The organism is Modicisalibacter sp. (assembly GCF_055145905.1).
Genome location: NZ_JBSREH010000007.1, coordinates 1 through 22845, shown reverse-complemented (window position 1 = coordinate 22845; position 22845 = coordinate 1). Strand labels below are relative to the sequence as shown.

Below are 22845 nucleotides of genomic sequence, written 5' to 3'. Positions count from 1 at the left end.
GGCATGGCACTATCTGGGTGAATGGCGATATTCGCTATATTGCCATGCAGTTCAGTAGGTTAGAAGCATTCCTGGGGGCCGGTCTCACGGATTCAGGATAAATTAAAGAGTCGTAGAAGCTCAAAAAAATATAATAAATTACTGGTGACGCAAGGGAGAGGGTATGAACCAAGCTGTAAATGTCTTGACTGGCAATTTTCCTTTTGAAGGTGTGATTATAGAGAAGTTGATGATCCACCATGTGTTTGCGCCAGCCGAGGATAAAACTCGGGTGCCGCCTGCAATTAAAAAGCATTTTATTAATTTGAATGCTGAAGAGAAGTCGGCTCTTCAAAGCCGTGTGACTGCCGCGCTTGGCAATAAGTCCCATGGCATTGAGATGAGCATTGATCAGGCGGATGAAGGGAGTTTTTTTCAAATTGCAGCAGAAATGCTGCACTGTGATGTAGACCGCTTTATTGAGCTTTCAGAAGTTTTAGCAAATAATTTGACTGATGCTCTGACGAGAAAGATTCCGGGTGGAGTTATGGCGATCATCTCTGGGCGGGTTGGTGAGCATGCCAGACCGTTTGTCTCAGTGATAAAAGCAGAGTTTCAAGATGGATTTACCACTGAGGCTGTAGATGATCAAACGGTAGCTTTGAACTATGTTAGAGACATTTTTCTTACTGAAGCTCAGAAGCTCTATAAGATTGGCTGCTTAGTTGAGACTGTTTCGGCCCCTCCGGAAAATGGAAGGTATAATAAATCAAATTATAGAGCGTTTTTGTTCGATCATTTGCTGACCAGTGTTGAGACGCGAACTGCAGCTTCATATTTTTATAATACTTTTCTTGGCATGGGGATTAGCTCTTCTTCCAAAAAGCTAACGCAAAATTTTTATGAGTATACTGTTGACTACATCAACTCTCTAGATGTTGATGAAGGTAAGAAATTTGATTATGTAGAGTCGTTGCGGGCAGAGCTTAAAAGTCAAACTGCTATCGTTAGTTCAGCAGATTTTGCCGAAAAGTATCTTGAAGAAGATCACTCTGAAGCCTATGTTGATTACATGCAGGATCGAGGCTTCCCTCAGGGTGGCGTTGAGAAGGATGTAGAGTATATTGAGTCTAAGCTCAGGAAGAAAAGAAAGGTCAATTTCACCTCGGGCATTTCCATAACGGGGCCTTCTGATGACTTCCAGAACTTGGTTACAGTAGAAGAGCGTGGTGACAATGATACTTTAGTTAGAATTCAGGGTAATGTAAGTGACCTAGGATGACTACTGAAGAAGAGTTTGCAGAGTATCTTGAGTCCATAAGGCCTGCTTTGCAGGCCTGGGGAGACTATGTCAGCGAAATCGTTAAGCACGAAATTTCTAACCGGCTTGGCGCACTGTCTCCCCAGTTTTTAAAAATTGACGCTACTCCAAGAGTGAAAGCCGTAAATTCGGCGTTGAATAAAATAAGTATAAAGCAATACGATGATCCTAAGACGCAAATGACAGATCTCGTTGGGGTAAGGTTTGTGGTTCTCACTACAGACGACCTATGCCTTGTCGAAAAAATTATTGAGCATCAAGACTGGGGGTGGGAAGTATCTAAAGATTTTGCACTCGATATAGAGGTGAGTCCAAAAGTATTTGACTACCAATCTAAACATTACGAGGTTCGGCCTAAAAGGGACTTGGACGTCGGTGGAGTAAGGGTACCCGATTTTATTTGTTGTGAAGTTCAAGTAAGGACTCTGCTTCAGCACGCATATGCTGAGCTGGTGCATGATAATATCTATAAAGCTAAAGGGGTGGTGCCTCCCTCAGCGGAAAGATATGTTTCAAGAAGCATGGCTTTGATGGAAACCACAGATGAAATATTTTGTACAGCTTTGCAAAAGCTGCAGGCAGAGAATTATAAGCGGGATTCCGTGATCAAGGTCTTGGAGAAGGTTTTTTCAGAAGACTTTGGGTTGCAAGTTGATGATCCTGATAGACAGCTGCACTTTGCGGTTTTGGAAAGTTATGCTGATGCAGTTGAGGAGTTTTCTTCTGAGAGGTTAAGAGATATTTTTGATAAGAAGAAATTTATCAGGCATTTTGTTGAGGATCGTTATGGAGAGTTTTATTTCTTCAGGCAGCCGATCGTTCTTTTTGTGTATTATATTATTTCAGTTTACGGAATGACATACTTTTGGAGTAATTGGCCGCTTTCTGTTTACAATAAAGAAGTGAAATATGTGGCTAATGACCTTGGCGAATCTTTTACTCCTCATGGACGCTGAAGAATCAACTAAACATTATGTGCGGCCGCTTAGCTCTCTATAGCCTATATCCCAAGCTCTCCCAGGCCCTGCGCCTGCCGCTGGGGCCTCGGAAACTGACACCGCGCTACAATGTGGCGCCGGGCACTTGGATCACCGCGGTGCGCCATCCTAGCGATGATGCGCCGCTGGTGATGGACGAGGTGTGGTGGGGCTACCGGCCGCACTGGGCGAAAGAGAAGGCACCGGAGCCCATCAACGCCACCGTCGAGAAGGTGGCCACCTCCAACTACTTCAAAGGGGCGTTCGCCCATCACCGCTGCCTGGTGCCGGCGGATGGCTGGTACGAGTGGCTGCTGGTGGACGGGAAGAAGCAGCCGCACTTCCTGTGCCGCGAGGATCGCGAGCCGATCTGGCTGGCGGGCATCTGGAGCGAGCGGCCGGACGGCAAGCCCGGCTGCGCGATCCTCACCGAGCCGGCCCGCGGCGTGGCGGCAAAGATCCACTTCCGCATGCCCCTGGCCCTGGACGAGGAGAGCCTCGAGCCATGGCTCGATCCTCTCCTGACTGATCGCGAGACGATCCGCCACATCGTCCACCACCTGCCCCCCGAGCGGATCACCCACTGGCCGGTGAGTACCCGGGTGAACAAGCCCACTCAGGATGACGCGGAACTGATCGATCCCGTCGACGCCTGACCGATCCAGTGCTCGGTAGCGTGGCCGCAGGCATGGCAGACGACGCGGTAATGCCTGCTTTCCAGCTTCTCCAGTGTGAACGTCGCCCATTGTGGGCCGTTCTGCGCGGATCTCGACGGCTCCGCAGGGGCACATCATCACCCAGCGTCCCATGGGAACCGGCATCAGTGTGATCTCTGGCATGGTGAATCCTCCCCGTTGCTTTCAGGCTAGATGGGGGGAGGAAAGCGCTATGTAGGTGTAGGACATCCGCGACATCATGCGTCATGGATCTCTTATGCCGCTGTCAGGTTCTGGCCTTGGGCAACTCTCGCCACTGCGTGGTCCACCTCGGCGTGCGGTGCGCGCAGCGCAGGTGCCAGGCGGCGTTCTGACGCGGCACGCCCAGGCGTACCGTTCCCTTGCCCATCCTCCCGTTCAGCTCGTCCAGGGCGGCCATCAGTTGGTGGTCGCGTTCGCGCTGGACTTCCCGCTCGGGCGTGTCGAGCAGCGAGAGCTGCTCGCGGTTGGCGTCCACCAGGTCGAGCAGCATTACGCCGGCCTTCATAAAGCGATACCCGCGGCGATAGATCGCCTCGAGCCCCTGCTGCGCGGCGGCCAGGATCGGCCGGCTGTCGTCGCTGGGCTCGGGCAGCTCGACGACGACGCTGGGCGAGTACTGGGGCAGGTCGGACCGGTGGCGGTTGGTCTTGAGGAACACGAGCACGGCGCGGGCGTGGCTGTCCTGCTGGCGGAGCTTCTCGGCGCCGCGCTGGGCGTGCTGGCGGATGGCGTCCTGCAGCTCGCCCAGCTCGCCGGTCAGGCGGCCAAAGGAGCGCGAGGTCATGATGCGCTGGCGGGGCTCGCTGGCGTCGTTGAGCTCGATGCAGGGCGTGCCTTGGAGCTCGCGCACGGTGCGTTCGAGGGTGACGGAGTAGCGTCGGCGGATGGCCTTGGGGTCGGCCTGGCGGAGATCCCAGGCGGTCTCGATGCCCTGAATGGCCAGCCGCTCGACCAGCCGGCGGCCGACGCCCCAGACGTCGCCCAGGGCGGTGCGCTCGAGCAGGCGTCGTGTGTCGTCGCCGTCGGCGTGCATCACGCACACCCCGTCGAATTCCGGCAGATTCTTGGCGGCGCGGTTGGCCAGCTTGGCCAAGGTGCGGGTGGGCGCCACGCCCACGCAGACAGGGATGCCGGTGAACTGGCGCACGTTGCGGTAGAGCGTGCGCGCGAGTGCCTGGGTGGTGGCGGCGTCGAAGTCGTCGAACCTGACGAACATCTCGTCGATGGAGTAGGGCTCGACGCCGGCGGAGAACTCCTCGAGGACCTCGCGCACCCGGGCGCTCATGTCGCCGTAGAGCTCGTAGTTGGAGGAGAGTAGGTGAATGCGGCCCTGGTTGACCCACTGCTGCAGCTCGAAGGCTGGGGTGCCCATCTCGACGCCCAGGGCCTTGAGCTCGTTGGAGCGGGCGATCACGCAGCCGTCGTTGTTGGACATCACGCCCACCGGCAGGCCCTCGAGCCGCGGCTGGAAGACGCGCTCGCAGCTGACGTAGAAGTTGTTGCAGTCCACCAACCCGATCATACGGCGTACTCGTGGATGACCGAGCGCACCACGCCCCATACCTGGCAGTCGAGGTTGGCGAGCGGGATCGGCGCGTACTGGCTGTTGCCGGAGCACAGGTAGGGCCGCTTCCCGATCATCTCGTAGCGCTTCACGATCACCTCGCCGTCGACCAGGGCGACGACGATGTGTCCGGGGCGGGCGTCGATCGAGCGGTCCACCACCAGGGTGTCGCCGTCCTGGATGCCGAACTCGACCATGCTGTCACCGGTGACGGTCATAAAAAACGTGGCCGCGGGGCGCTTCACCAGCCGCTCGTTGAGGTCGAGCGTGCGGCCGACGTAGTCCTCCGCCGGCGAGGGGAAGCCGGAGATGCCGGCGCGGATGGTGGCCAGCGGATGGGGCAGGGCGCTGTACGGCGGTGCCGGGTGCGGATGGCGGATCTCGGGATCGCGCATGGCGGTTCCTCTTGTCAAATACTGTTCATTTATACAGTATTCGACAGCAGCACACCCTTAGGCAAACGCTAATATGAACAGCAGTCAGGGGGAACAAGCGGCCGGGCCCGGCATGGCGCGGATTGTGGCAGGATCACGAATTGGCAGGAATGAACATTTACCGGATGCTGGATCACAATCCAGCATCCTGAAGGACAGCAGCTACATCCTGTCGTCATTCTCAATATATCCGTCCTTGCCATAATTTTTATCGATGAAATTTTCAATGAGCTCGTCCTGATCACTGTCCAGCTCATCTATAGGTGTGCCCTCAAAATCTAATGCTCGCATAGCTTCCTTCAGCACCTCCGGGCGTATCATAGTCATAGCGTGCACCTCCTGTGTGAAATGGCTTTAGTGGGAACGCAAGCTATGGGGGCTGGAGTCTGTAAATTCAATCGCCCTAATAAAAAAATATGTGCTGGGCATCTAGCCCCTCCATGATGGAGGGGCTTAACGTATGCGCTTTACACAAGGTCTCGCTCGGCAAACGAAACGCAGGCATCCAAGCCGATCACCAAATGGTCAACGACGCGAATCTCCACCAGTCCCAGTGCCTCCTTCAGCCGCTGGGTGATGCGTCGGTCGGCGTCACTGGGTTCGGGATCACCCGAGGGATGGTTGTGAACCAGGATCACTGCAGCAGCGTTGCAGGCCAGGGCATGCTTGACCACTTCACGCGGGTAGACGCTCGCTGAGTCGATGGTGCCGCGAAACAGCTCCTCGAAGCAGATTACCCGATGTTGGCTGTCGAGGAACAGGGCGCTGAAGACCTCGTGCTCGTAGTCCTGCAGCAGCACCTGCAGGTACTCGAACGCGAGAGCTGGCTGGGTGATCTTGCGTCCTTTGGCCAGTCGGCGACGAGCGAATGCCTTGGCGATGTTTAAGAGCTCCGATTCAGTCACCGTGTCGGTGATGCGATAGGTGCCGGCGGTCTCGCCGGCACTCAGCTTGCGGTGGTGCATGGTGTTGCTCCTTAGGCCGCCATGACCATGGCCATGCGGCGTTCCAGCTCCTCATAGAACGCCTCGACGCGTTCGGCGATGGTGCGGATCATCACCTCGTCCCGGTAGGCGCGCTTCACGAACAGCGGCATGCCTGGCCAGTAGCTGACGAAGTCGATCCACTCGCACTCGCTGACCCACAGCCCGCCTTGGCACTGAGCGACGTGCTCCTGGGGCAGCTCGTCGGTCAGCAGTAGCTCGATCTGGTACTTGGGCAGCTTGGTCTTGATTTCGACTAGGCCATTGCTGTCGACCAGGCAGTCAGGCGAGTAGCCCACCCCGTGGTTGAGGATGATGCCGACCTGCTCCAGTTGGGGCAGGCCGGCGGCCTCGTGATAGAGCTCCCGGGCCACGGGTTCCAGCTCATGACCGCGCTGGGTGTGAGCGTTGCCCTGGAAGGCATCGGAGGGCTCGCCGGTGATGCGCTCGCCGATCAGCTGATGCATGTAGCTCATCGCACCGGTACCGAAGCCTCCCGGCCCCTTGCCCTTGACCAGCAGAGTCTTCAGCTCGGACATGGTGACGATGCCCAGACGGGCGGCATGCCACTCGGGCGTGCCCTGTTCCAGTGTCAGGGTCTGCATGACGATCTCCTTCTCGATGACACGGCATAGGCCAGCGAGGGGAGGCCCCTCGCCGGCCGCTCAGTGATGTTGACGGTTGGGCTGGGCCCGCTTCTGCAGGGAGGCACGCAGCTTGTCGAAGTCACCACGGGGCACCTGCTGGGCGTCGCCGTACTTACCGACGAACCACTCCTGGGTCGCTGGGGGACAGGCGGCAATCAGCTGCCGGATCTGCCCGGCCTGGAAGGGCGTGACCAGATTCACCGGGGCGGCGGCGTGGCCGTTGTCGTCCTGGCCCCGGGTGGTGATGTTGAGCAGGGCGCAGAGCACGTAGCGCTTGCCATAGCTGGTAGAGGAACCGAAGGCCTGGACGGCGTTCTTGCTGCCGCTGGTATCGGCCGGCAACAGCATGCTGGTTTCTTCACGATGACCGTCCTGGTGCATCAGCACGCCGGTCACCTGAATGCCACGCTCCTGGGTCTGAATCCGGAAGCTCACCGCGAAGCCGTGCTTCTTCATGATCGGACGCACGGTATCGACGATGTCTTCTAGGGTGGCGTAGTGCCCGTTATTGGTCTTGCCACGCTCGGCGATGCTTGGCAGCTCGGTCTGCATGGCCGCCATGGCGGCGCTATAGGCCATCAGTGCCTGGCGGTCGAGCACCCGCTCCTGCATTTGCAACAGGCGCTCCATCTTGTCGATGTCGACCTCGGGATTGAGGGCGGCCCGCTCGATCACCTGGATGATCGCGGTGCTGTCCTGGGTTGCTTGAGCGATCGGTGTCTGGTCGGCGGTCTTGGGATGAATGGGGGTTGCCATGATGGCCTCCGTTATCGATAGCGTTGGATGACGTCAGGGAGCTCCTCGGTCGGGACCGGCTCCAGGGATACGGCCACGCGATAGACCTGACCCTTGGCCAGCACGTGGGTCTCGGTCGCTTGCTCGCCAGCCTCGAGTAACTGACGCGTCAGCTGGGTCAGGGCATGGCAGATCTCGAATGTCATGGGTGGTTGCATCGGTACCTCCATAAACAAAAACGCCCGGCCTTTGATGGGCCGGGCGCTATGCCGTGGTGAGGGAAAGACGGGGGAGAACGAAGGGCGCCGTTCAGGCCACCAGCGCAAGGGCGGACTCCAGCGCCTTGTCCTTGAGGCCGGCGCCCTGGCCGAACCAGGCGGAGTCCATGCGGTAATCGTTGCTGCGAGCACGCTTCTCGTGGTCCACGTACTCGGTGACCGCGTTGAGCAGGCCCCAGGCGGTGCCTTGCGCCGTGCACAGCTGAGAACCGCGTCCCTCGCCCTGGTAAAGCTTCTGGACGCGATTGAGGGCACGGAAGTTAGGTAGCTTGGACGGATCCTCCAGCGGCGCCTCGGCGTTGCAGATCACCGACTGGAAGTAGGTCCTCGCTTCTTCCTGGCTGACCTTGCGCTCGGCCAGGGTTTTCAGGCGATACATGAAGTCGTCCCACTGGGACACGGAGATCCCCAGCTGCTGTTTGACCAGCTGCGGACGGAACTCGGTGCTGTGCGGCACCTTCACGCCTTGCGAAGTACCGTCCACGGCGATGGTCAGGGTGTTGTTGCAGACCACCCGCACGGACGTCGGGGTGGCGACGGTAGCCAGTGAACCGTCGCAGGAGGTGGCCAGCAGCAGGTAGTCGTTGACCTGATCCTGGCCCTTCAGAGCTCCGCCCAGGCCACTGCGCGCCAGAGCCCAGAACTTGCGGCCACCCTTGAGCACGCCGGCCGTCTCGAGCTCATAGCCTGCGTATTCCGTGAGATCCCGGTAGAACTCCAGCACCTCTTCCGGCTGTACCACCTTGTAGCGTTGGGAGACCACCGACAGCGGGGCCTGGGTGTCGGAGCGATAGAGCACCTTCTGCTCCGGGAAGGAGTGGATGCTGCCCAAGTGGCCCGCGCCATTGGTGATTGAATCGCCCCAGATCTTCTAGACACCCGTCAGGCTCTGGGTATAACGCCGTTCGTCTTCTATGGATGACAAGTCATCGCTCGGACTGGTCACAAAAACCGCTCGACTACGCGACCTTGTCGAGGCAGGCGGCTTGACCTTTGGGTTGCACAAGGGTTCTAGGTTATAAGCTTAGCCAGGGTCATGGCCGAAGCGCCTGGCCGTGTATGCCGCATGCGCGAATTCCTCTCAGGCACTGAAGGAGGTGAATGCCCTTGAGTAGCGTTGCGTCAACGTCTTCCGTACAGCACAAGAAGGCCCGTATCTACCGTATGAAGACGGATGAGCACCTCTGTCCGTTTGGCCTGAAGACCGTGGATCTTCTCAAGCGCAAGGGCTATCGGGTCGAAGATCACACCCTCGCCTCGCGGGACGCGATCGAGGAGTTCAAGGAGCAGGCCGGTGTCGATACCACGCCCCAGGTCTATATCGGCGAGAAGCGTGTGGGGGGCTATGAGGAGGTTCGTGCTCACCTGGGCCTGAGTGTGCCCGGCGAGAAGGAGACCACCTATCAGCCGGTCATCGCCATCTTCGCGACTTCCCTGCTGATCGGCCTAGCGGTGAGCTGGGCGGCCAGTGGCACTCTCGTGTCGATGCGCATGCCGGAATATGCGATTGCCACCGCCATGACCCTGCTGGGGCTTCAGAAGCTGCAGGATGTCGAAAGCTTCAGCACCATGTTCCTCAACTATGACATGCTCGCCCAGCGCTATGTCCCTTACGGCTATGTCTACCCCTTCGCCGAGGCCCTGGCCGGTATCCTGATGCTGGCGGGTGCCCTGACCTGGCTGTCAGCTCCCCTGGCGCTGTTTGTCGGCACGGTAGGGGCCGTTTCGGTCTTCAAGGCCGTCTATATCGACAAGCGGGAGCTCAAGTGCGCTTGCGTGGGCGGCAACAGCAACGTGCCCCTGGGCTTCGTCTCCTTGACCGAGAACCTTGTCATGATGGGCATGGGGCTATGGATGCCGCTGAAACAGCTCATCGTATGACGATACGGAGGCATGGATGACCGATTCATCGGATCGTACACCCGAATACGAGGAGGGTAGCCTGACCCTGGTGGGCGCGGTTGCCTTGGGCACGGGGGTCATGATCGGGGCTGGTATCTTTGCCCTGACCGGCCAGATGGCACAGATGACGGGGTGGTTGTTCCCGCTGGCGTTTCTGTCGGCGGCCCTGATCGTCTCCTTCAGTGCCTACTCCTATATCCGAATATCCAGCACCTATCCCTCCGCCGGGGGGATCGGCATGTATTTGCAGAAGGCCTATGGCTCGACATTGCCGACCGCCTTTCATGCCTTGCTGATGTACTGCTCCATGGTGATCGCCCAGAGCTTTCTGGCCAGAACCTTCGGGTCCTATACCCTGCAGCTGTTCGACGTCGAGAACCGCTCCCTGCTTGTCCCGCTACTGGGGGTGGGGCTGCTGTTGGCGGCCTTCCTGATCAACCTGTCGGCCAATCGGCTGATCGAGGGTGTCGCCTCCGTGCTGGGGGTCATCAAGATCGGGGGGATCATCGTGTTTGGCGTGGTCGGGGTATTCGTCGCCGACTCGCTGAAGATGGACGTTTCATCGACAGCGCCCCAGGCTTCCCTGTCGGGCTTTCTGGGGGCCACAGCCCTGGGCATATTGGCTTTCAAGGGGTTCACCACCATCACCAACAGCGGGTCGGAGCTCCAGGACCCCCACCGCAATGTGGGCAGGGCGATCATGATCTCGATTGCCCTGTGCGTGGTGATCTACGCACTGGTGGGCTTTGCCGTCGCCAGCAACCTGTCGCTTCAGGAGATCATCAAGACCCGGGATTATTCCCTGGCGGCTGCCGCCAGGCCGGCACTGGGCGAGGCGGCGGTCTGGTTTACCGTCATCTTGGCAATGCTGGCGACGGCGGGCGGTATCATCGCCAGTGTCTTCGCCGTATCCCGCATGCTGGCCATGCTGACCGAAATGCGGCTGGTGCCTCACCGCCATTTTCATATGCCCGGCAGTATCCAGAAGCACACACTGGTCTACACGATCGTGTTTGGCTTGCTGCTGACCGCGTTCTTCGACCTCAGCCGCATCGCCGCACTGGGCATCATCTTCTACCTGATCATGGATATCGCGATTCACTGGGGCGTATTTCGCCACCTCAGGCACAAGGTCAGCGCCAGGCCCGCGATACCGATCATTGCCATCCTGCTGGATATCGTCGTGTTGGGTGGCTTCGTCTGGGTGAAGGCCACCTCCGACCCGCTGGTATTGATCGTCGCCGCCGTGGTGATGGCACTTATCCTGATCGGTGAGTGGCTGTTTCTATCGAAACGTGAAGCGCTGCCCGGCGATGATCACTCGCACACTCATTGACCCCGATCGGACATGCCTTTTCGCATGCTGGCGCATGTCGTCGTCCCGTTCGGGGACGGTCACTGGCAGGGCATGATGCCGGGTCGATGCTATCCACCACCATGCCCGGGCCGTTTTGTCTGCCCGTCATGCCGGGGCCTTCCGCTGTACGGCTACAGGTCTCGAGCCCGGTTGGATTGATGAGCCAGCCGCATCGCCTCATGCTCCTCGAGCTTGAGGAGTTCGCGAACCAGTTCGCGTGCCTCGGGGATCTCGGCCCGCCCATCCAGGTAGCGGTACAGGTCGATGACCTGATCATGCAGGGAGAAGACTTCCCGACAGATATCCTCGAAGCTCATCTCGGCATAGGGAGCGCTGCATGCCTGGTGGGGGGTGATCGGATTATGGGACAGATAGTCGTAGACCCGAGTGTGTAAGGCCTTGGGGTCGGCCTGCTTCTCAGAGCTGGCCACGGTGCGCTCCAGGGTCGCCTCGTGCGCCGCGAGGTACTCCAACAACCATTTTCCCAGGTCTTCTTCATGCTGGGAGGCACAGTGGCCGAAGCACTCCGCCAGATGGGCATGCAGCTGGCGGGTCCAGTCGATCAGGTCCTTAAAGGTTTCGATCTTCATCTACGGTTCTCCTCTTGACGGGGAGTGCTTCCCGTCCTTGCTGGAAAGTGTGCCGGTTTCAGCTCGGTCTCTCGTCTTCAGCCGGCAGGTCCCAGCCATAGAGGGCGCGAAAACCCATCTCGCACAGGCTGTCGCGGGTCGTGCCGGCAACCGACAGCGCCGCTGAGATCGTCTCGCCGATGAGCCCCTCCCACTGCCGAAAAGGATTGTCGTCGTTGAGCGGCTCCCGGGCGGGGCCTGCGACATCGGCCAGCCACTTCACGCCGCTCATCCAGGGCGCGAAACGCTCCGAGAACATCAGCCGGCTGGTGCGTGCCGGATGCAGCTGGCGCAGCGTCTCGGCTGTCCACGGATTGGTGGCCATACGGACCCAGGGCCCGGCGAAGGTCTCGTAGAGGGCCACGTTGTGCTCGGAGAGGGTGCGTACCCGGTCGAAGGCTGAGGTCTGCTTCGGATAGTTCAGATCCTCCACGCAGCGCTCCTCGAAGTGCACCTGGAACTGTGGCTTGTGACACTCGGGGTCACCGGTGGGGTTATCGATGCGCAGCTCGTAGAGGCCGGGGGCCAGGTCATTCAGCTCCCGGACGCTCTCGAGGATGGCTCGATGCTCGAGGCGCGCAACTCGGGAGGAGACGAATAGCCCCAGATGGCCGACATGGGCATTGAGCAGGTAGACGATGCGCTGGCCGGCGGCCTTGATCGCTGCCGTGTCCGGGTAGACCGCGGGGATCCAGTTGAGCGCCTGATGAGGCGGGGTGATGTTGTCGCCGCCGGAGGCGAAGATCACCAGCGGATTGCGGATCCGCTTCAGGTCGATGGTGCAGCCATGACAGACCGTGAGCTCGCCGCGTTCGAGCCGGTTGCCGACGAAGAGGTTATCGACGATGGCGGTGATCTCTTCCTTGCTCAGCGTGTAGAAGCCCGTCCACCAGCGCTCGAAGTCCAGGAAGCGTTCGCGCTGGCCGTCGATGTCGGCAAACAGCTGGTAGTCCTTCTGCCACAGGGTATTAGCCGGCTTGAGGGCCTCGAAATTGGCGACCAGATGGGCGCCATCGAAGCGGCCGTCCCCCAGGTCGGCGAGCAGGTGGGTGAGCCAGGTGCCGCCCAGCAGGCCACCGGCCAGGCGCATGGGATTGACGCCGGATTCGCCCGACCAGTAGGAGAGCGGCGATCCGTTGAGTACCGCCGGCCCCACCAGACCCTGACAGTCGGCGGAGAGCAGGGCGATGGCCCAACCCGCCTGACAGTTGCCGTAGAGCACCGGCGGCATGTCGGGATGCCGCTCGGCCACCGTTTCGACGAAGTGGCGCAGGACGTGCAGCACGTCCGCGAGGGTCTGGCCCGGCAGGGGCTCCGGGAAGAAGCTCACGAAGTAGACCGGATGGCCCTCGTGGAGCGCCATGCCAACCTCGGAATCGCGTTTGAAGCCGCCGATGCCCGGGCCGTGGCCGGCGCGGGGGTCGACGATCATGACCGGGGGCTTGCTGGCGTCGAGGCAGTCCTCCAGGCAGTCATCCCCGACCCGAGTGATGTGCAGAAGAGCATAGTTAGCGGGGCGCGACAGCCGGCGGCCATCGAGCATCATCTCGTAGTCGAAATCCAACAGTGGCGGTTTACCGGCTCGCTCGTGCTCGAGCATGTTCTCCGCGCGCTGGCGCAGGGTATCCAGATAGCGCACGCTGCGTTGCCACAGGTCGAACTGATAGGCGAGCAGCTCCGTTGCTGGATGCCCCAGGGCGTCGGCCCCGGGGGGTGACGATGAGGCGGTCGACGCGTGGCTACTCATCGCGCCCGTCCTTGTGGTCATCATGCCCGCCGCGAGATCCGTGCCCGCCATGCCTGCCGTGCATGACCAGGTGCATCAGCGGGCAGGCCAGCAGGATCAGCCAGGGCAGGGCGCCGAGCAGATGCTCCTCGTGCTCCTCCCAGAGCCAAAAGCCCATCACCGCCAGGGCGATCGCCACCATCAGCCAGAAGGTGCCCTTGCTCGGTCTGCGGTCCAGCCAATTTTTCTCGTCATGCATGGTCAGATCCTCACTCGGCGCAAGCGCAGTGAATTCATCACCACCGACAGCGACGAGGCGCTCATCGCGAAGGCGGCGAACATCGGGCCGATCAAAAGGCCGAGGAACGGATAGAGGACCCCGGCGGCGATCGGCACCCCGGCTCCGTTGTAGACCAGGGCGAAGAACAGGTTCTGTTTGATGTTGCGCATCGTGGCCAGCGACAGCTTGCGGGCCCGAACGATGCCATCGAGGTTGCCCTTGACCAGGGTGAAGCCGGCGCTTTCGATCGCCACGTCGGCGCCGGTGCCCATGGCGATGCCCACATCGGCTTGGGCGAGGGCGGGGGCATCATTCACGCCGTCGCCCGCCATGGCGACCTTGCGGCCTTCAGCCTGCAGTTCCTGGATGATGCGTGCCTTGTCCTCGGGCAGCACGTCGGCGCGGATCTCGTCGATACCCAACCGACCGGCTACCGCCTTGGCCGTGCGTTCGTTGTCGCCGGTGGCCATGATGATGCGGAATCCTAGCCGGTGCAGCGCCTTCAGGGCGTCGGGCGTGGTCTCCTTCACCGGGTCGGCCACGCTGACCAGGCCGGCGATCTGGCCGTCGAGCACCACGAACATCACCGTTTCGCCCTGATCGCGGCGGGCGTTCGCGGTCTCGGCTATCCGACCGCCGTCCAGGCCCAGTTCGGCCATCAGCTTGGCGTTGCCAAGCGCCACCGCGTGGCCGTCCACCATGCCCTTCACGCCCATGCCGGTCACGGCCTCGAAATCGCGGGCCTCGGCGAGGGAGACGCCGCGCGCCTCGGCGCCGGCGACGATGGCCTCGGCCAGCGGGTGCTCGGAGCCCTTTTCGAGGCTGGCCGCCAGGCGCAACACCTCGGTCTCGTCATGGCCTTCCTCGGGCAGCACCGCCACCAGCTTCGGCTTGCCCTCGGTCAGGGTGCCGGTCTTGTCCACCATCAGGGTGTCGACCTTGGCGAAACGTTCCAGCGCCTCGGCATTCTTGATCAGCACGCCGGCCTGGGCGCCGCGCCCGGTGGCTGTCATGATCGACATCGGGGTGGCCAGCCCCAGGGCACAGGGGCAGGCGATGATCAGCACCGCCACTGCCGAGACCAGCGCATAGGACAGCGCCGGCATCGGGCCCCAGATCGCCCAGGCGATGAAGGAGAGGATGGCGACACCGATCACCGCGGGGACGAACATGCCCGCTACCTTGTCGGCGAATTTCTGGATCGGTGCGCGGGAGCGCTGGGCGGCGGCCACCATCTCGACGATCTGGCTGAGCATGGTGTCGGCGCCGACACGGGTGGCCTCCATGATCAGGCTGCCCGTGCCGTTGATGGTAGCTCCGGTGACCTTGTCGCCCGCGACCTTCTCCACCGGCACCGGCTCGCCCGAGATCATCGACTCGTCGACCGAGGAGCGACCCTCGACCACCTCGCCGTCCACCGGCACCTTGTCACCGGGGCGTACCCGCAGGTGATCGCCCACCTGCACCTCTTCCAGCGGCACCTCCTCCTCGCTGCCGTCGGGTCGGATCACCCGCGCGGTCTTGGCGGCCATGTCGAGCAGCGCCCGGATCGCCTTGCCGGTACCCTCGCGGGCGCGCAGCTCCATTACCTGACCCAGCAGGACCAGGGTCACGATCACCGCTGCGGCCTCGAAGTAGACCCCGACGCTGCCGTCTTCCCGGCGGAAGCCTTCTGGGAAGATGCCAGGCACGAGCAGCGCGACGATCGAGAACAGATAGGCTGCACCGACCCCCATGCTGATCAGGCTGAACATGTTGAGGTTCCAGGTGCGAAAGGAGTTGATGCCGCGCACGAAGAACGGCCAGCCGGACCACAGGATGACTGGCGTGCTCAGCACCAGCTCGATCCACATCGCCGTGCGTTCGCCGAAAAACTCGCGGATCGCAGTGAGGCCAAGAAAGGGGCTCATCGTCAGCACCAGCACCGGCAGCGTGAGCACGGCCGAGACCCAGAAGCGGCGGGTGAAATCGATTAGCTCGGGATTCGGCCCTTCATCGCCGACCGTCGCCGATTCGAGTTCTAGCCCCATGCCGCACAGTGGGCAGGCGCCGGGGGTAGTCTGTCGCACCTCGGGGTGCATCGGGCAGGTGTAGACGGCGCCCGCATGCCCCGCCGGCACCTTGTCGTACTGGCCGCCGCGCACCGGGGTACTCGCCTCATGGCCGGCGTGATGGGCGTGCCCGTGGCACTGGCCATGAGCGGAGGGAGCCTGAGCCTCACTGCCTTCCTGGGGCACGAGGTGCATGCCGCACTTCGGGCAATCCCCCGGCTGCTCGGAGACGACCTCGGGATGCATTGGGCAGGTGTACTGGGCAGCGCCTTGATCGCCGGCGCTCATGGAACCGGCATCGATACCTTCGTTCAGCGTATCGTGATGCGAGTGCTCACGCCGCTTGCTGTGCTGCTGAGTCATGAAGCCGTCTCCGTTTCGTGCGTCGGCTGAGGGGATCTCAGACGATTCCTTTCCGTGAATGAGGGACGTCACGGTCCCTTTGCCGCGTCTTCATCGCTTCAGATCGCGTCTGCGCCGCTCGTATTCCTGCTGGTCGATCTCGCCACGGGCGTAGCGTTCTTGCAGAAGTTCTAGTGCGGTTGGCCGCTGGTGCGCGGCCTCGCTCCGTCCTCGGGTCAGGCCGCGCACCAGCAAAACGGCCAAGGCAATGACGGCGCCCCAGAACAGCACCATCATGAGTCCGCCGAAGAGCATATGCCCCCAACCAACATTTCCCATATACGCCATCATGTCGCCCCACATGGTCGGATCTCCTTTCGTGTTGAGTCACCCTGACGTCAGGCTAAAACCTGCGGGTAACCCAAAGGTCAAGATACGGTAGAAATGAAAGCGAGCGTTTCTTGATCCCGGTCAGCTTTCATCGGTGGAATAGAATCAACGCCCCACGCATGCGTTGATGTGTGAATCCACGTTAGTGCCCCCCCCGGCTCATCCTGAGGGTTGCGTGAAGTATCCGTTAGCTTCCGCCACTGTGCCCAGCGAGGAATAAGCAACGGTACTCGGCGCTGATAGGCGCGAGATGTCGCTTACGCTGCCAATGCTTTGGCAAGCTAGAATATGGCTGAACAAGATGAAATGACCCTGAGCGGCTGATTGCCGCGTGACATGCGATGCTCATGGGGCTTGCTTCCCGGCGATTCTCCGTCCAAAGCGTGTGACAAAGAAGTTATAGAGCGGCCCGAAGACCAGGGCGACGTACCAGCCGTAGCCGAAGCTTTCAGCCAGTCCCAGGAAAAAACTTGGCCAGCTCAACCAGGTGAAGCCAGGCAGCAGGCGCAACCAGCTCTCATACATCGCTTGGTCGGGAAACAGCAGGTCGAAGCCGACGCATAGGATGAAGGTTACGGCCAGAAACAGCCCCAGGCTCATCCCGAGCGCGATCACGGGAATCCGAGGCGTGGCCTGAACCGGCAAGCGGGTTCCGTAATGCGGCTTGGCTGTCGACGGAATATCGGCATCAGGCATCTTCATTCTCCGGTTGGGAAGGTAAGACCTTTGTTACAGGTGCGAGATACTGTTCGGGCGCGGCCTCGAAGCGCTCCCGGCAGTCACGAGAGCAGAAGTAAAAGACATGGCCATCAAGGACGCTCGGCTTAGCTCTTTCCGTGATGACGGTCTTGCCACAGACGGGATCGACGTCCTCGGCTGGTGGGATCCACTTCAGCCCCTCGGTTGCGTGTGGATCCTCTGGGCTATCTGAATCGCCCCGGGTTTCGTAGACACCTCCAGGCCTTATACTGAAGGCACCAAGGAGGTCCCATGAGCCGCCAGCGATATACCGAAGAATTCAAGATCCAAGCCGTCAAGCAGGTGACGGAGCGCGGTCATCCCGTTTCGGAAGTGGCCGCCCGGCTGGGGGTATCCGGCTACAGTCTCTATCAATGGATGAAGCGCTATGCCAAGCCTGCGGAGCAGCGGCAGCAGGACGCGGATCTCCAGGCGGAGAATCGGCGTTTGAAGGCCGAGCTGAAGCGTGTATCAGAAGAGCGAGATATACTAAAAAAGGCCACCGCGTACTTCGCCAGAGAGTCCGACTGAGGTACGCGTTTATCCATGACCATGCGGACCAATATCCGGTGCGGCGTCTGTGCCGCATCATGGCAGTGCACCCGAGCGGCTACTATGCCTGGCGCCGTAACGCCCTGTCTGAGCGGGCGCGAGACGACCAGCGTCTGATGGGGCTGATCAAGCATGCCTGGCTCGAGAGCGGCGGCGTCTACGGCTATCGCAAGATTCACCAGGACCTCAGAGAGGCCGGCGAAACCTGTGGCAAGCACCGCGTAGCCCGGTTGATGCGCCGGGAAGGTTTGCGCTCCCAGACCGGTTACCGGCGGCGCCCTGGCGCCTATGGCGGCAAGCCGGCAGTCGTGTCGCCCAATCGTCTGGAGCGCCGATTTGACGTGACGGCACCCAATGTCGCCTGGGTCACCGACATCACCTACATCCGCACCCACGAAGGCTGGCTCTACCTGTCAGTAGTCATCGACTTGTTCTCGCGTCAGGTCGTGGGCTGGTCGATGAAGCCACGCATGACCACCGACCTGGCCTTGGATGCCTTGCTGTCAGCCGTCTGGCGGCGCAAGCCCCAAAGGCTTGTCATGGTGCATTCGGACCAGGGCAGCCAGTTCAGCAGTGCGGATTGGCAGAGTTTTCTGAAGGCCAATCACCTGGAGGGCAGCATGAGCCGTCGAGGAAACTGCCATGACAACGCTGTTGCCGAAAGCTTCTTCCAGCTGCTCAAGCGAGAACGCATAAAGCGCCGGATCTATCCGACTCGGGAAGCCGCCAGGAGCGATGTGTTCGACTATATCGAGATGTTCTACAACCCAAGGCGCCGTCACAGCACAAGCGATGGTTTGTCTCCCATCGAATACGAACGGCGTTACACCCAGAGCCTGACAGGTGTCTAGAATACCCGGGGCGATTCAACATGACCTGGCGCAGCTGCGCTCCCTGCAGGACTGGTTCCTGAACTACGAACTGAAGAACCTCCCCAACGTGGCCGAAGTCGCCACGGTAGGCGGGATGGTCAAGCAGTATCAGGTCGTCCTCGATCCGGTACGGATGGCCAATCTCGGCATCCCTCAGCAGGTGGTTACCCAGGCTATCAAGAACGCCAACCAGGAGGCCGGCGGTAGCGTCCTGGAGATGGCGGAAGCCGAGTACATGGTCCGGGCCTCGGGCTACCTGGAAAGCCTGCAGGACTTCCGTGACATCCCCCTGCGTCTGGATGGCGACGGCGTCCCGATCACGCTGGGGGACATCGCGCATATCCAGATCGGGCCCGAGATGCGCCGCGGCATCGCGGAGCTGGACGGGGAAGGCGAGGTGGTCGGTGGCGTTGTCGTGCTTCGCAGCGGGAAGAACGCTCGCGAGACCATCAGGCTCGTCAAGGAGCGGCTCGATGAGCTCCAGGGGAGTCTCCCGGAAGGGGTGGAGGTCGTCACCACCTACGACCGCAGCCAGGTCATCGACAGGGGGGTGAGCAACCTCACGCAAAAGCTGGTGGAGGAGTTCATCGTGGTGGGGCTGGTGTGCCTGCTCTTCCTGTGGCACTTCCGCTCCTCGCTGGTCGTCATCATGACGCTGCCCATCGGGGTGCTGATCTCCTTCGTGATCATGCAGCAGCAGGGGATCAACGCCAACATCATGTCGCTGGGCGGTATCGCCATCGGGGCCATGGTCGATGCGGCCATTGTCATGATCGAGAACGCGCACAAGCACATCGAACGGTGGCACGAGAGGCATCCGGGCAAGACGCTGAAGGGGGCCGAACATTGGCAGGTCATTACCCAGGCCTCCATCGAGGTGGGGCCGGCGCTGTTCTTCAGCCTGCTGATCATCACGCTCTCGTTCATTCCGGTGTTTACCCTGGAAGCCCAGGAGGGACGCCTGTTCGGCCCCCTGGCCTTCACCAAGACCTATGCGATGGCCGCGGCGGCGGGCCTCTCCGTCACCCTGGTGCCGGTGCTGATGGGCTACTGGATTCGCGGCAAGATCCCGTCCGAGTCCCGCAACCCACTGAACCGAGGGCTGGCTCGCATCTATCGTCCTGCCCTGGACGGGGTCCTGCGGTGGCCGAAGACCACCGTGGCAGTGGCCATGATGATGTTTCTCTCCAGCCTGTGGCCTGCCACGCAGCTGGGGGGCGAGTTCCTCCCGCCAATGGATGAAGGAGATCTGCTCTACATGCCCACGGCGCTGCCCGGGCTGTCGGCACAGAAGGCCTCGGAGCTGCTGCAGCAGACGGATCGCATGATCAAGTCGGTCCCCGAGGTCCACCGGGTATTCGGCAAGGCGGGCCGCGCCAACACGGCCACCGACCCGGCGCCGCTGGTGATGTTCGAGACGACGATCCAGTTCAAGCCCAGGGATCAGTGGCGTCCCGGCATGACCCCGGAAAAGCTGGTGGAGGAGCTGGATGCCGCGGTACAGGTTCCCGGCCTCGCCAACATGTGGATTCCGCCGATCCGCAATCGTATCGACATGCTGGCGACCGGCGTGAAGAGTCCCATCGGTGTGCGAGTCTCGGGAAGCGACCTGACGGCCATCGACGAGATCACCCAGGAGATCGAGCGCATTGCCCGCGATGTCCCGGGGGTCAACTCGGCCACCGCGGAACGTCTTGCCGGCGGGCGCTACATCGACGTCGATATCAAGCGATCCGCGGCGGCGCGGTATGGCCTCAACATTGCCGACATCCAGGCCGTGGTGGCAGGCGCGATTGGCGGAAAGACGGTCGGGGAGACGGTAGAGGGGCTCGCCCGCTACCCGATCAACCTCCGCTATGGTCGTGAGTGGCGTGACAGCCTGTCGGATCTGCATAACCTGCCGATCTATACGCCCCAGGGCAGCCAGATCACGCTGGGCACGGTTGCCGACATTCATGTGGAGAGCGGCCCGCCGATGCTCAAGAGCGAGAACGCCAGGCTGTCGGGGCTGGTCTTCGTCGACGTGCGTGGTCGTGATGTGGCCTCCGTCGCCAACGAGCTGAGGGCGACGCTGGGTCAGAAGCTCTCGCTGCCCGCGGGGATGAGTGTCAGCTACGCCGGCCAGTTCGAGTACATGGAGCGGGCCAATGAACGGCTGCAGCTGGTGATCCCCGTCACGCTGATGATCATCCTGGTACTGCTGTACCTGACCTTCCGCAGCGTCACTGACGCCTTGCTGATCATGGCCATGCTGCCCTTCGCGCTGACCGGCGGGGTCTGGTTCCTGTATCTCCTCGGCTACAACCTCTCGGTGGCCACCGGGGTCGGGTTCATTGCCCTGGCCGGGGTCGCTGCGGAGTTTGGCGTCATCATGCTGCTCTACCTGAAGAACGCCTGGCATGAGCGGCTGGCCTCTGGGCATGGCGGCGAGGCCGGCCTGCTGGAGGCCATCCGCACAGGCGCCGTCCAGCGGGTGCGCCCCAAGGTGATGACCGTCGCCGTGCTGATTGCCGGTCTGGTTCCGATCCTGTGGGGCAGCGGAACCGGCAGTGAAATCATGAGCCGGATCGCCGCCCCGATGATCGGCGGCATGGTGACGGCGCCGCTGCTTTCCCTCTTCGTCATGCCGGCAGCCTACCTGCTGATGCACCGACGCCAACTGCGTGCAAGCGCAACCCACCGCAACACCCTCGAAACCTCGAAAGGAGTCAACGCATGAAAACCCTGCTTCTCGCCTCAGCTATCGCACTGGTGTCGCTCTCCGCCCAGGCCAACGAAATGACCGGCCACGGCTCCCAGGAGCAGATGGCGGACATGGGGCATGACCAGGCTCAGGAACAGCAGCTGACGACGGCCACCGGCGAGGTCCGCAAGTTGGATCGCGACAAGGGGGTGGCCATCATCGCGCATGAACCGGTCCCGGCGCTTGGCTGGCCGGCGATGGTCATGCCGTTCAAGATGTCGGAAGAGGCCATGGCCAGCCTGGCAGAGGGCGACACCATCACCTTCGATTTCTCGCCGGACAACACCACAATTCAAGCGATTCATTGACCGGATGGACCCCAGCGGTGGACGGCGGCAAAGAACCGTCTGCATGGGGTGGCGCGTGATGAGAATGGCCTGGCGGCCGGATATCTCGGTTGCCAGGGAAACAAGCCACCTGAAATGTGGCTGAACTCAAAGCAGCTTGACCTTGAGGCGGCACTCAGGTTTTAAGCTTATAACGCAATCTTGTCCTATTCCCTGTGGCAGGGAATAGATTCTGCCATCGGAAAGTCGAGGAGAGGGGATATGATCAAGCACAAGCAGGTACTCGCAGTTGCATTGGCCGCTGGTCTTGGTATTGCCGCCAGCGTCACCGCCTCTGCACAGGGCATGCAGCAGGGCGGTATGGGGCCCGGCATGATGGGCTACGGCCAGGGAGGCATGGGGCCCGGCATGATGGGTCACGGCCAGGGAGGCATGGGGCCCGGCATGATGGGCTACGGCCAGGGAGGCATGGGGCACGGCATGATGGGCTACGGCCAGAGCGGCATGGGCCCGGGCATGATGCCCTGTCCATTGATGGCGAAGGGCATGAGTATGATGCAGCAACTTTCGCCCGATCAGCGTAGCCAGATGCGTGAGCTGATGCAGCAACAACGCCCTGCCCATTTCGAGCGCATGGGGAAGATGATGGACTTGCGCATGGAACTGATGGAAGTGATGCATGCCGAGTCCCCTGACCCCGAGCAGGTCAAGACTCTGCATGGCCAAATGGGTGAGCTTCGCGGCGAGATGATGGCCGAGATGGTGCGGATGCGCAGCCGCATGCTCGACCTGCTCACCGATGAGCAGCGTGAGCAGTTGCATCAGGGGGCTGCTTCTCCCGAAAGCACGCAGTGAATCGTCCCTCTTACATGCATAACAGCCCGCTGTATGGATGTCACTGACGCGACTCGGCCCCAGTCCGCTGATGCGCGTCAGTGACTCAATGCTGGGCCACGGACGGCCCTCGATGATGTCGTCGGCACGGGCTGGGCCGTCAGTGGGGAGTGCTTCCAGTCGCTCGGCCGAGTCGCTGTTAAGGTCGATGCAGCGAGCGCCTTTGCAAGACAAAGGATCAGCGCTCGACGTGGGGGCATGCCCGGGAGTGCAGAAATTGGTGAGTGAGCTGTTCACCCTCTAATTCATCGCATTTTGTGTTTGAGACCAGCGTACTAGCTAGGTGCTGCTGATGAAGTCAGCCCAGTCCTGCATCATCGCCCTCCGCTTCTCGAATAGGTCACCGCGGCGATAGGCCGCTTCCACTTTCCTGAATCCGTGAGACCGGCCCCCAGGAATGCTTCTAACCTACTGAACTGCATGGCAATATAGCGAATATCGCCATTCACCCAGATAGTGCCATGCC

23 protein-coding genes and 1 pseudogene are annotated in these 22845 nt (G+C 61.1%); 9 read left to right on the top strand and 15 right to left on the bottom strand.

Annotation, left to right across the window (positions count from 1 at the left end; all coding sequences use genetic code 11):
- The first annotated feature begins 163 nt into the window (after window positions 1-163).
- From ACTCB7_RS04285 to ACTCB7_RS04275, 3 genes are read left to right on the top strand one after another with little or no spacing between them, the layout of a single operon-like run.
- Window positions 164-1261 (top strand): nucleoid-associated protein, encoded by a 1098-nt coding sequence (locus tag ACTCB7_RS04285; RefSeq protein WP_129140170.1) that lies wholly within the window; start codon window positions 164-166, stop codon window positions 1259-1261.
- On the top strand, window positions 1258-2256 hold the full coding sequence (locus ACTCB7_RS04280; RefSeq protein WP_129140169.1) for a GTP pyrophosphokinase: 999 nt from the start codon (window positions 1258-1260) through the stop codon (window positions 2254-2256). Before ACTCB7_RS04285 ends, ACTCB7_RS04280 begins: the two co-directional genes overlap by 4 nt.
- A gap of 17 nt (window positions 2257-2273) precedes the next feature.
- Window positions 2274-2933, top strand: a complete 660-nt coding sequence (locus tag ACTCB7_RS04275) for an SOS response-associated peptidase (RefSeq protein WP_129140168.1) — start codon at window positions 2274-2276, stop codon at window positions 2931-2933.
- A 286-nt stretch (window positions 2934-3219) separates the two neighbouring features.
- Here ACTCB7_RS04275 and ACTCB7_RS04270 read toward each other — a convergent pair whose 3' ends face one another.
- From ACTCB7_RS04270 to ACTCB7_RS04235, 8 genes and pseudogenes are all read right to left on the bottom strand, one after another.
- Window positions 3220-4497 carry a Y-family DNA polymerase gene (locus ACTCB7_RS04270; RefSeq protein WP_129140167.1) on the bottom strand — a complete coding sequence of 426 codons (1278 nt, stop codon included), beginning with the start codon at window positions 4495-4497 and terminating at the stop codon, window positions 3220-3222.
- The gene (locus ACTCB7_RS04265; RefSeq protein WP_129140166.1) at window positions 4494-4934 is read right to left on the bottom strand and encodes a LexA family protein; all 441 of its coding nucleotides are present in this window, start codon (window positions 4932-4934) and stop codon (window positions 4494-4496) included. The genes ACTCB7_RS04270 and ACTCB7_RS04265 overlap by 4 nt, the downstream gene beginning before the upstream one ends.
- A 201-nt stretch (window positions 4935-5135) precedes the next feature.
- On the bottom strand, window positions 5136-5300 hold the full coding sequence (locus tag ACTCB7_RS04260) for a hypothetical protein (RefSeq protein ID WP_162500851.1): 165 nt from the start codon (window positions 5298-5300) through the stop codon (window positions 5136-5138).
- Between the two features lie 140 nt (window positions 5301-5440).
- Window positions 5441-5938 (bottom strand): RadC family protein, encoded by a 498-nt coding sequence (radC, locus tag ACTCB7_RS04255; protein WP_463005672.1) that lies wholly within the window; start codon window positions 5936-5938, stop codon window positions 5441-5443.
- 11 nt (window positions 5939-5949) lie between these two features.
- On the bottom strand, window positions 5950-6561 hold the full coding sequence (locus ACTCB7_RS04250; protein WP_129140164.1) for a lambda exonuclease family protein: 612 nt from the start codon (window positions 6559-6561) through the stop codon (window positions 5950-5952).
- 60 nt (window positions 6562-6621) lie between these two features.
- The gene (locus ACTCB7_RS04245; RefSeq protein ID WP_129140163.1) at window positions 6622-7359 is read right to left on the bottom strand and encodes an ERF family protein; all 738 of its coding nucleotides are present in this window, start codon (window positions 7357-7359) and stop codon (window positions 6622-6624) included.
- An 11-nt stretch (window positions 7360-7370) separates the two neighbouring features.
- Entirely contained in the window at window positions 7371-7556 is a 186-nt protein-coding gene (locus tag ACTCB7_RS04240; protein ID WP_129140162.1) for a hypothetical protein, read from the bottom strand.
- 91 nt (window positions 7557-7647) lie between these two features.
- Window positions 7648-8469 (bottom strand): annotated as a pseudogene (locus ACTCB7_RS04235) (DUF932 domain-containing protein); the annotation flags it as partial.
- A 311-nt stretch (window positions 8470-8780) separates the two neighbouring features.
- On the opposite strand from ACTCB7_RS04235, the gene ACTCB7_RS04230 reads away from it, so the two are divergent.
- Window positions 8781-9497 (top strand): glutaredoxin, encoded by a 717-nt coding sequence (locus ACTCB7_RS04230; protein ID WP_463005671.1) that lies wholly within the window; start codon window positions 8781-8783, stop codon window positions 9495-9497.
- A gap of 16 nt (window positions 9498-9513) precedes the next feature.
- Entirely contained in the window at window positions 9514-10854 is a 1341-nt protein-coding gene (locus ACTCB7_RS04225) for an APC family permease (RefSeq protein WP_129140155.1), read from the top strand.
- Between the two features lie 152 nt (window positions 10855-11006).
- Here ACTCB7_RS04225 and ACTCB7_RS04220 read toward each other — a convergent pair whose 3' ends face one another.
- The 7 genes from ACTCB7_RS04220 to ACTCB7_RS04190 all read right to left on the bottom strand — a co-directional run bounded on the left by ACTCB7_RS04220 (window position 11007) and on the right by ACTCB7_RS04190 (window position 17179).
- Window positions 11007-11465, bottom strand: a complete 459-nt coding sequence (locus tag ACTCB7_RS04220) for an ATPase (RefSeq protein ID WP_463005670.1) — start codon at window positions 11463-11465, stop codon at window positions 11007-11009.
- 58 nt (window positions 11466-11523) lie between these two features.
- Window positions 11524-13251 carry a DUF3141 domain-containing protein gene (locus ACTCB7_RS04215; protein ID WP_203234848.1) on the bottom strand — a complete coding sequence of 576 codons (1728 nt, stop codon included), beginning with the start codon at window positions 13249-13251 and terminating at the stop codon, window positions 11524-11526.
- A complete protein-coding gene (locus ACTCB7_RS04210; RefSeq protein ID WP_463005669.1) occupies window positions 13244-13489 on the bottom strand; it encodes a DUF2933 domain-containing protein in 246 nt (81 codons plus the stop codon). The genes ACTCB7_RS04215 and ACTCB7_RS04210 overlap by 8 nt, the downstream gene beginning before the upstream one ends.
- A gap of 2 nt (window positions 13490-13491) precedes the next feature.
- Complete coding sequence (locus tag ACTCB7_RS04205; protein WP_233440391.1) at window positions 13492-15924, bottom strand: copper-transporting P-type ATPase; 2433 nt, start codon at window positions 15922-15924, stop codon at window positions 13492-13494.
- A 90-nt stretch (window positions 15925-16014) separates the two neighbouring features.
- Entirely contained in the window at window positions 16015-16266 is a 252-nt protein-coding gene (locus ACTCB7_RS04200; RefSeq protein WP_129140151.1) for an SHOCT domain-containing protein, read from the bottom strand.
- A 372-nt stretch (window positions 16267-16638) separates the two neighbouring features.
- Window positions 16639-16989 (bottom strand): DUF5676 family membrane protein, encoded by a 351-nt coding sequence (locus tag ACTCB7_RS04195; RefSeq protein ID WP_129140150.1) that lies wholly within the window; start codon window positions 16987-16989, stop codon window positions 16639-16641.
- Window positions 16982-17179 carry a YHS domain-containing protein gene (locus ACTCB7_RS04190; protein WP_463005673.1) on the bottom strand — a complete coding sequence of 66 codons (198 nt, stop codon included), beginning with the start codon at window positions 17177-17179 and terminating at the stop codon, window positions 16982-16984. Before ACTCB7_RS04190 ends, ACTCB7_RS04195 begins: the two co-directional genes overlap by 8 nt.
- A 104-nt stretch (window positions 17180-17283) precedes the next feature.
- On the opposite strand from ACTCB7_RS04190, the gene ACTCB7_RS04185 reads away from it, so the two are divergent.
- The 4 genes from ACTCB7_RS04185 (at window position 17284) to ACTCB7_RS04170 (ending at window position 22340) form a co-directional block, all read left to right on the top strand.
- Window positions 17284-18434, top strand: a protein-coding gene (locus ACTCB7_RS04185) for an IS3 family transposase (RefSeq protein ID WP_463005668.1) whose coding sequence is annotated in 2 segments (ribosomal slippage) — window positions 17284-17521 and window positions 17521-18434 — 1152 coding nt in all. Because the reading frame shifts where the segments join, the coding sequence is not laid out codon by codon here.
- Window positions 18427-21174: an efflux RND transporter permease subunit gene (locus ACTCB7_RS04180; RefSeq protein WP_463005667.1), complete on the top strand. Its 2748-nt coding sequence runs from the start codon at window positions 18427-18429 to the stop codon at window positions 21172-21174. The genes ACTCB7_RS04185 and ACTCB7_RS04180 overlap by 8 nt, the downstream gene beginning before the upstream one ends.
- Window positions 21171-21506 (top strand): copper-binding protein, encoded by a 336-nt coding sequence (locus tag ACTCB7_RS04175; RefSeq protein ID WP_129140138.1) that lies wholly within the window; start codon window positions 21171-21173, stop codon window positions 21504-21506. Before ACTCB7_RS04180 ends, ACTCB7_RS04175 begins: the two co-directional genes overlap by 4 nt.
- Before the next feature lie 240 nt (window positions 21507-21746).
- Entirely contained in the window at window positions 21747-22340 is a 594-nt protein-coding gene (locus ACTCB7_RS04170; protein WP_463005666.1) for a Spy/CpxP family protein refolding chaperone, read from the top strand.
- The last annotated feature ends 505 nt before the right edge of the window (window positions 22341-22845 follow it).

Coding starts and splice junctions, on each gene's coding strand:
- ACTCB7_RS04285 (WP_129140170.1), top strand. CDS start 164: ATGAACCAAGCTGTAAATGTCTTGACTGGCAATTTTCCTTTTGAAGGT.
- ACTCB7_RS04280 (WP_129140169.1), top strand. CDS start 1,258: ATGACTACTGAAGAAGAGTTTGCAGAGTATCTTGAGTCCATAAGGCCT.
- ACTCB7_RS04275 (WP_129140168.1), top strand. CDS start 2,274: ATGTGCGGCCGCTTAGCTCTCTATAGCCTATATCCCAAGCTCTCCCAG.
- ACTCB7_RS04270 (WP_129140167.1), bottom strand. CDS start 4,497: ATGATCGGGTTGGTGGACTGCAACAACTTCTACGTCAGCTGCGAGCGC.
- ACTCB7_RS04265 (WP_129140166.1), bottom strand. CDS start 4,934: ATGCGCGATCCCGAGATCCGCCATCCGCACCCGGCACCGCCGTACAGC.
- ACTCB7_RS04260 (WP_162500851.1), bottom strand. CDS start 5,300: ATGACTATGATACGCCCGGAGGTGCTGAAGGAAGCTATGCGAGCATTA.
- radC (WP_463005672.1), bottom strand. CDS start 5,938: ATGCACCACCGCAAGCTGAGTGCCGGCGAGACCGCCGGCACCTATCGC.
- ACTCB7_RS04250 (WP_129140164.1), bottom strand. CDS start 6,561: ATGCAGACCCTGACACTGGAACAGGGCACGCCCGAGTGGCATGCCGCC.
- ACTCB7_RS04245 (WP_129140163.1), bottom strand. CDS start 7,359: ATGGCAACCCCCATTCATCCCAAGACCGCCGACCAGACACCGATCGCT.
- ACTCB7_RS04240 (WP_129140162.1), bottom strand. CDS start 7,556: ATGCAACCACCCATGACATTCGAGATCTGCCATGCCCTGACCCAGCTG.
- ACTCB7_RS04230 (WP_463005671.1), top strand. CDS start 8,781: ATGAAGACGGATGAGCACCTCTGTCCGTTTGGCCTGAAGACCGTGGAT.
- ACTCB7_RS04225 (WP_129140155.1), top strand. CDS start 9,514: ATGACCGATTCATCGGATCGTACACCCGAATACGAGGAGGGTAGCCTG.
- ACTCB7_RS04220 (WP_463005670.1), bottom strand. CDS start 11,465: ATGAAGATCGAAACCTTTAAGGACCTGATCGACTGGACCCGCCAGCTG.
- ACTCB7_RS04215 (WP_203234848.1), bottom strand. CDS start 13,251: ATGAGTAGCCACGCGTCGACCGCCTCATCGTCACCCCCCGGGGCCGAC.
- ACTCB7_RS04210 (WP_463005669.1), bottom strand. CDS start 13,489: ATGCATGACGAGAAAAATTGGCTGGACCGCAGACCGAGCAAGGGCACC.
- ACTCB7_RS04205 (WP_233440391.1), bottom strand. CDS start 15,924: ATGACTCAGCAGCACAGCAAGCGGCGTGAGCACTCGCATCACGATACG.
- ACTCB7_RS04200 (WP_129140151.1), bottom strand. CDS start 16,266: ATGTGGGGCGACATGATGGCGTATATGGGAAATGTTGGTTGGGGGCAT.
- ACTCB7_RS04195 (WP_129140150.1), bottom strand. CDS start 16,989: ATGCCTGATGCCGATATTCCGTCGACAGCCAAGCCGCATTACGGAACC.
- ACTCB7_RS04175 (WP_129140138.1), top strand. CDS start 21,171: ATGAAAACCCTGCTTCTCGCCTCAGCTATCGCACTGGTGTCGCTCTCC.
- ACTCB7_RS04170 (WP_463005666.1), top strand. CDS start 21,747: ATGATCAAGCACAAGCAGGTACTCGCAGTTGCATTGGCCGCTGGTCTT.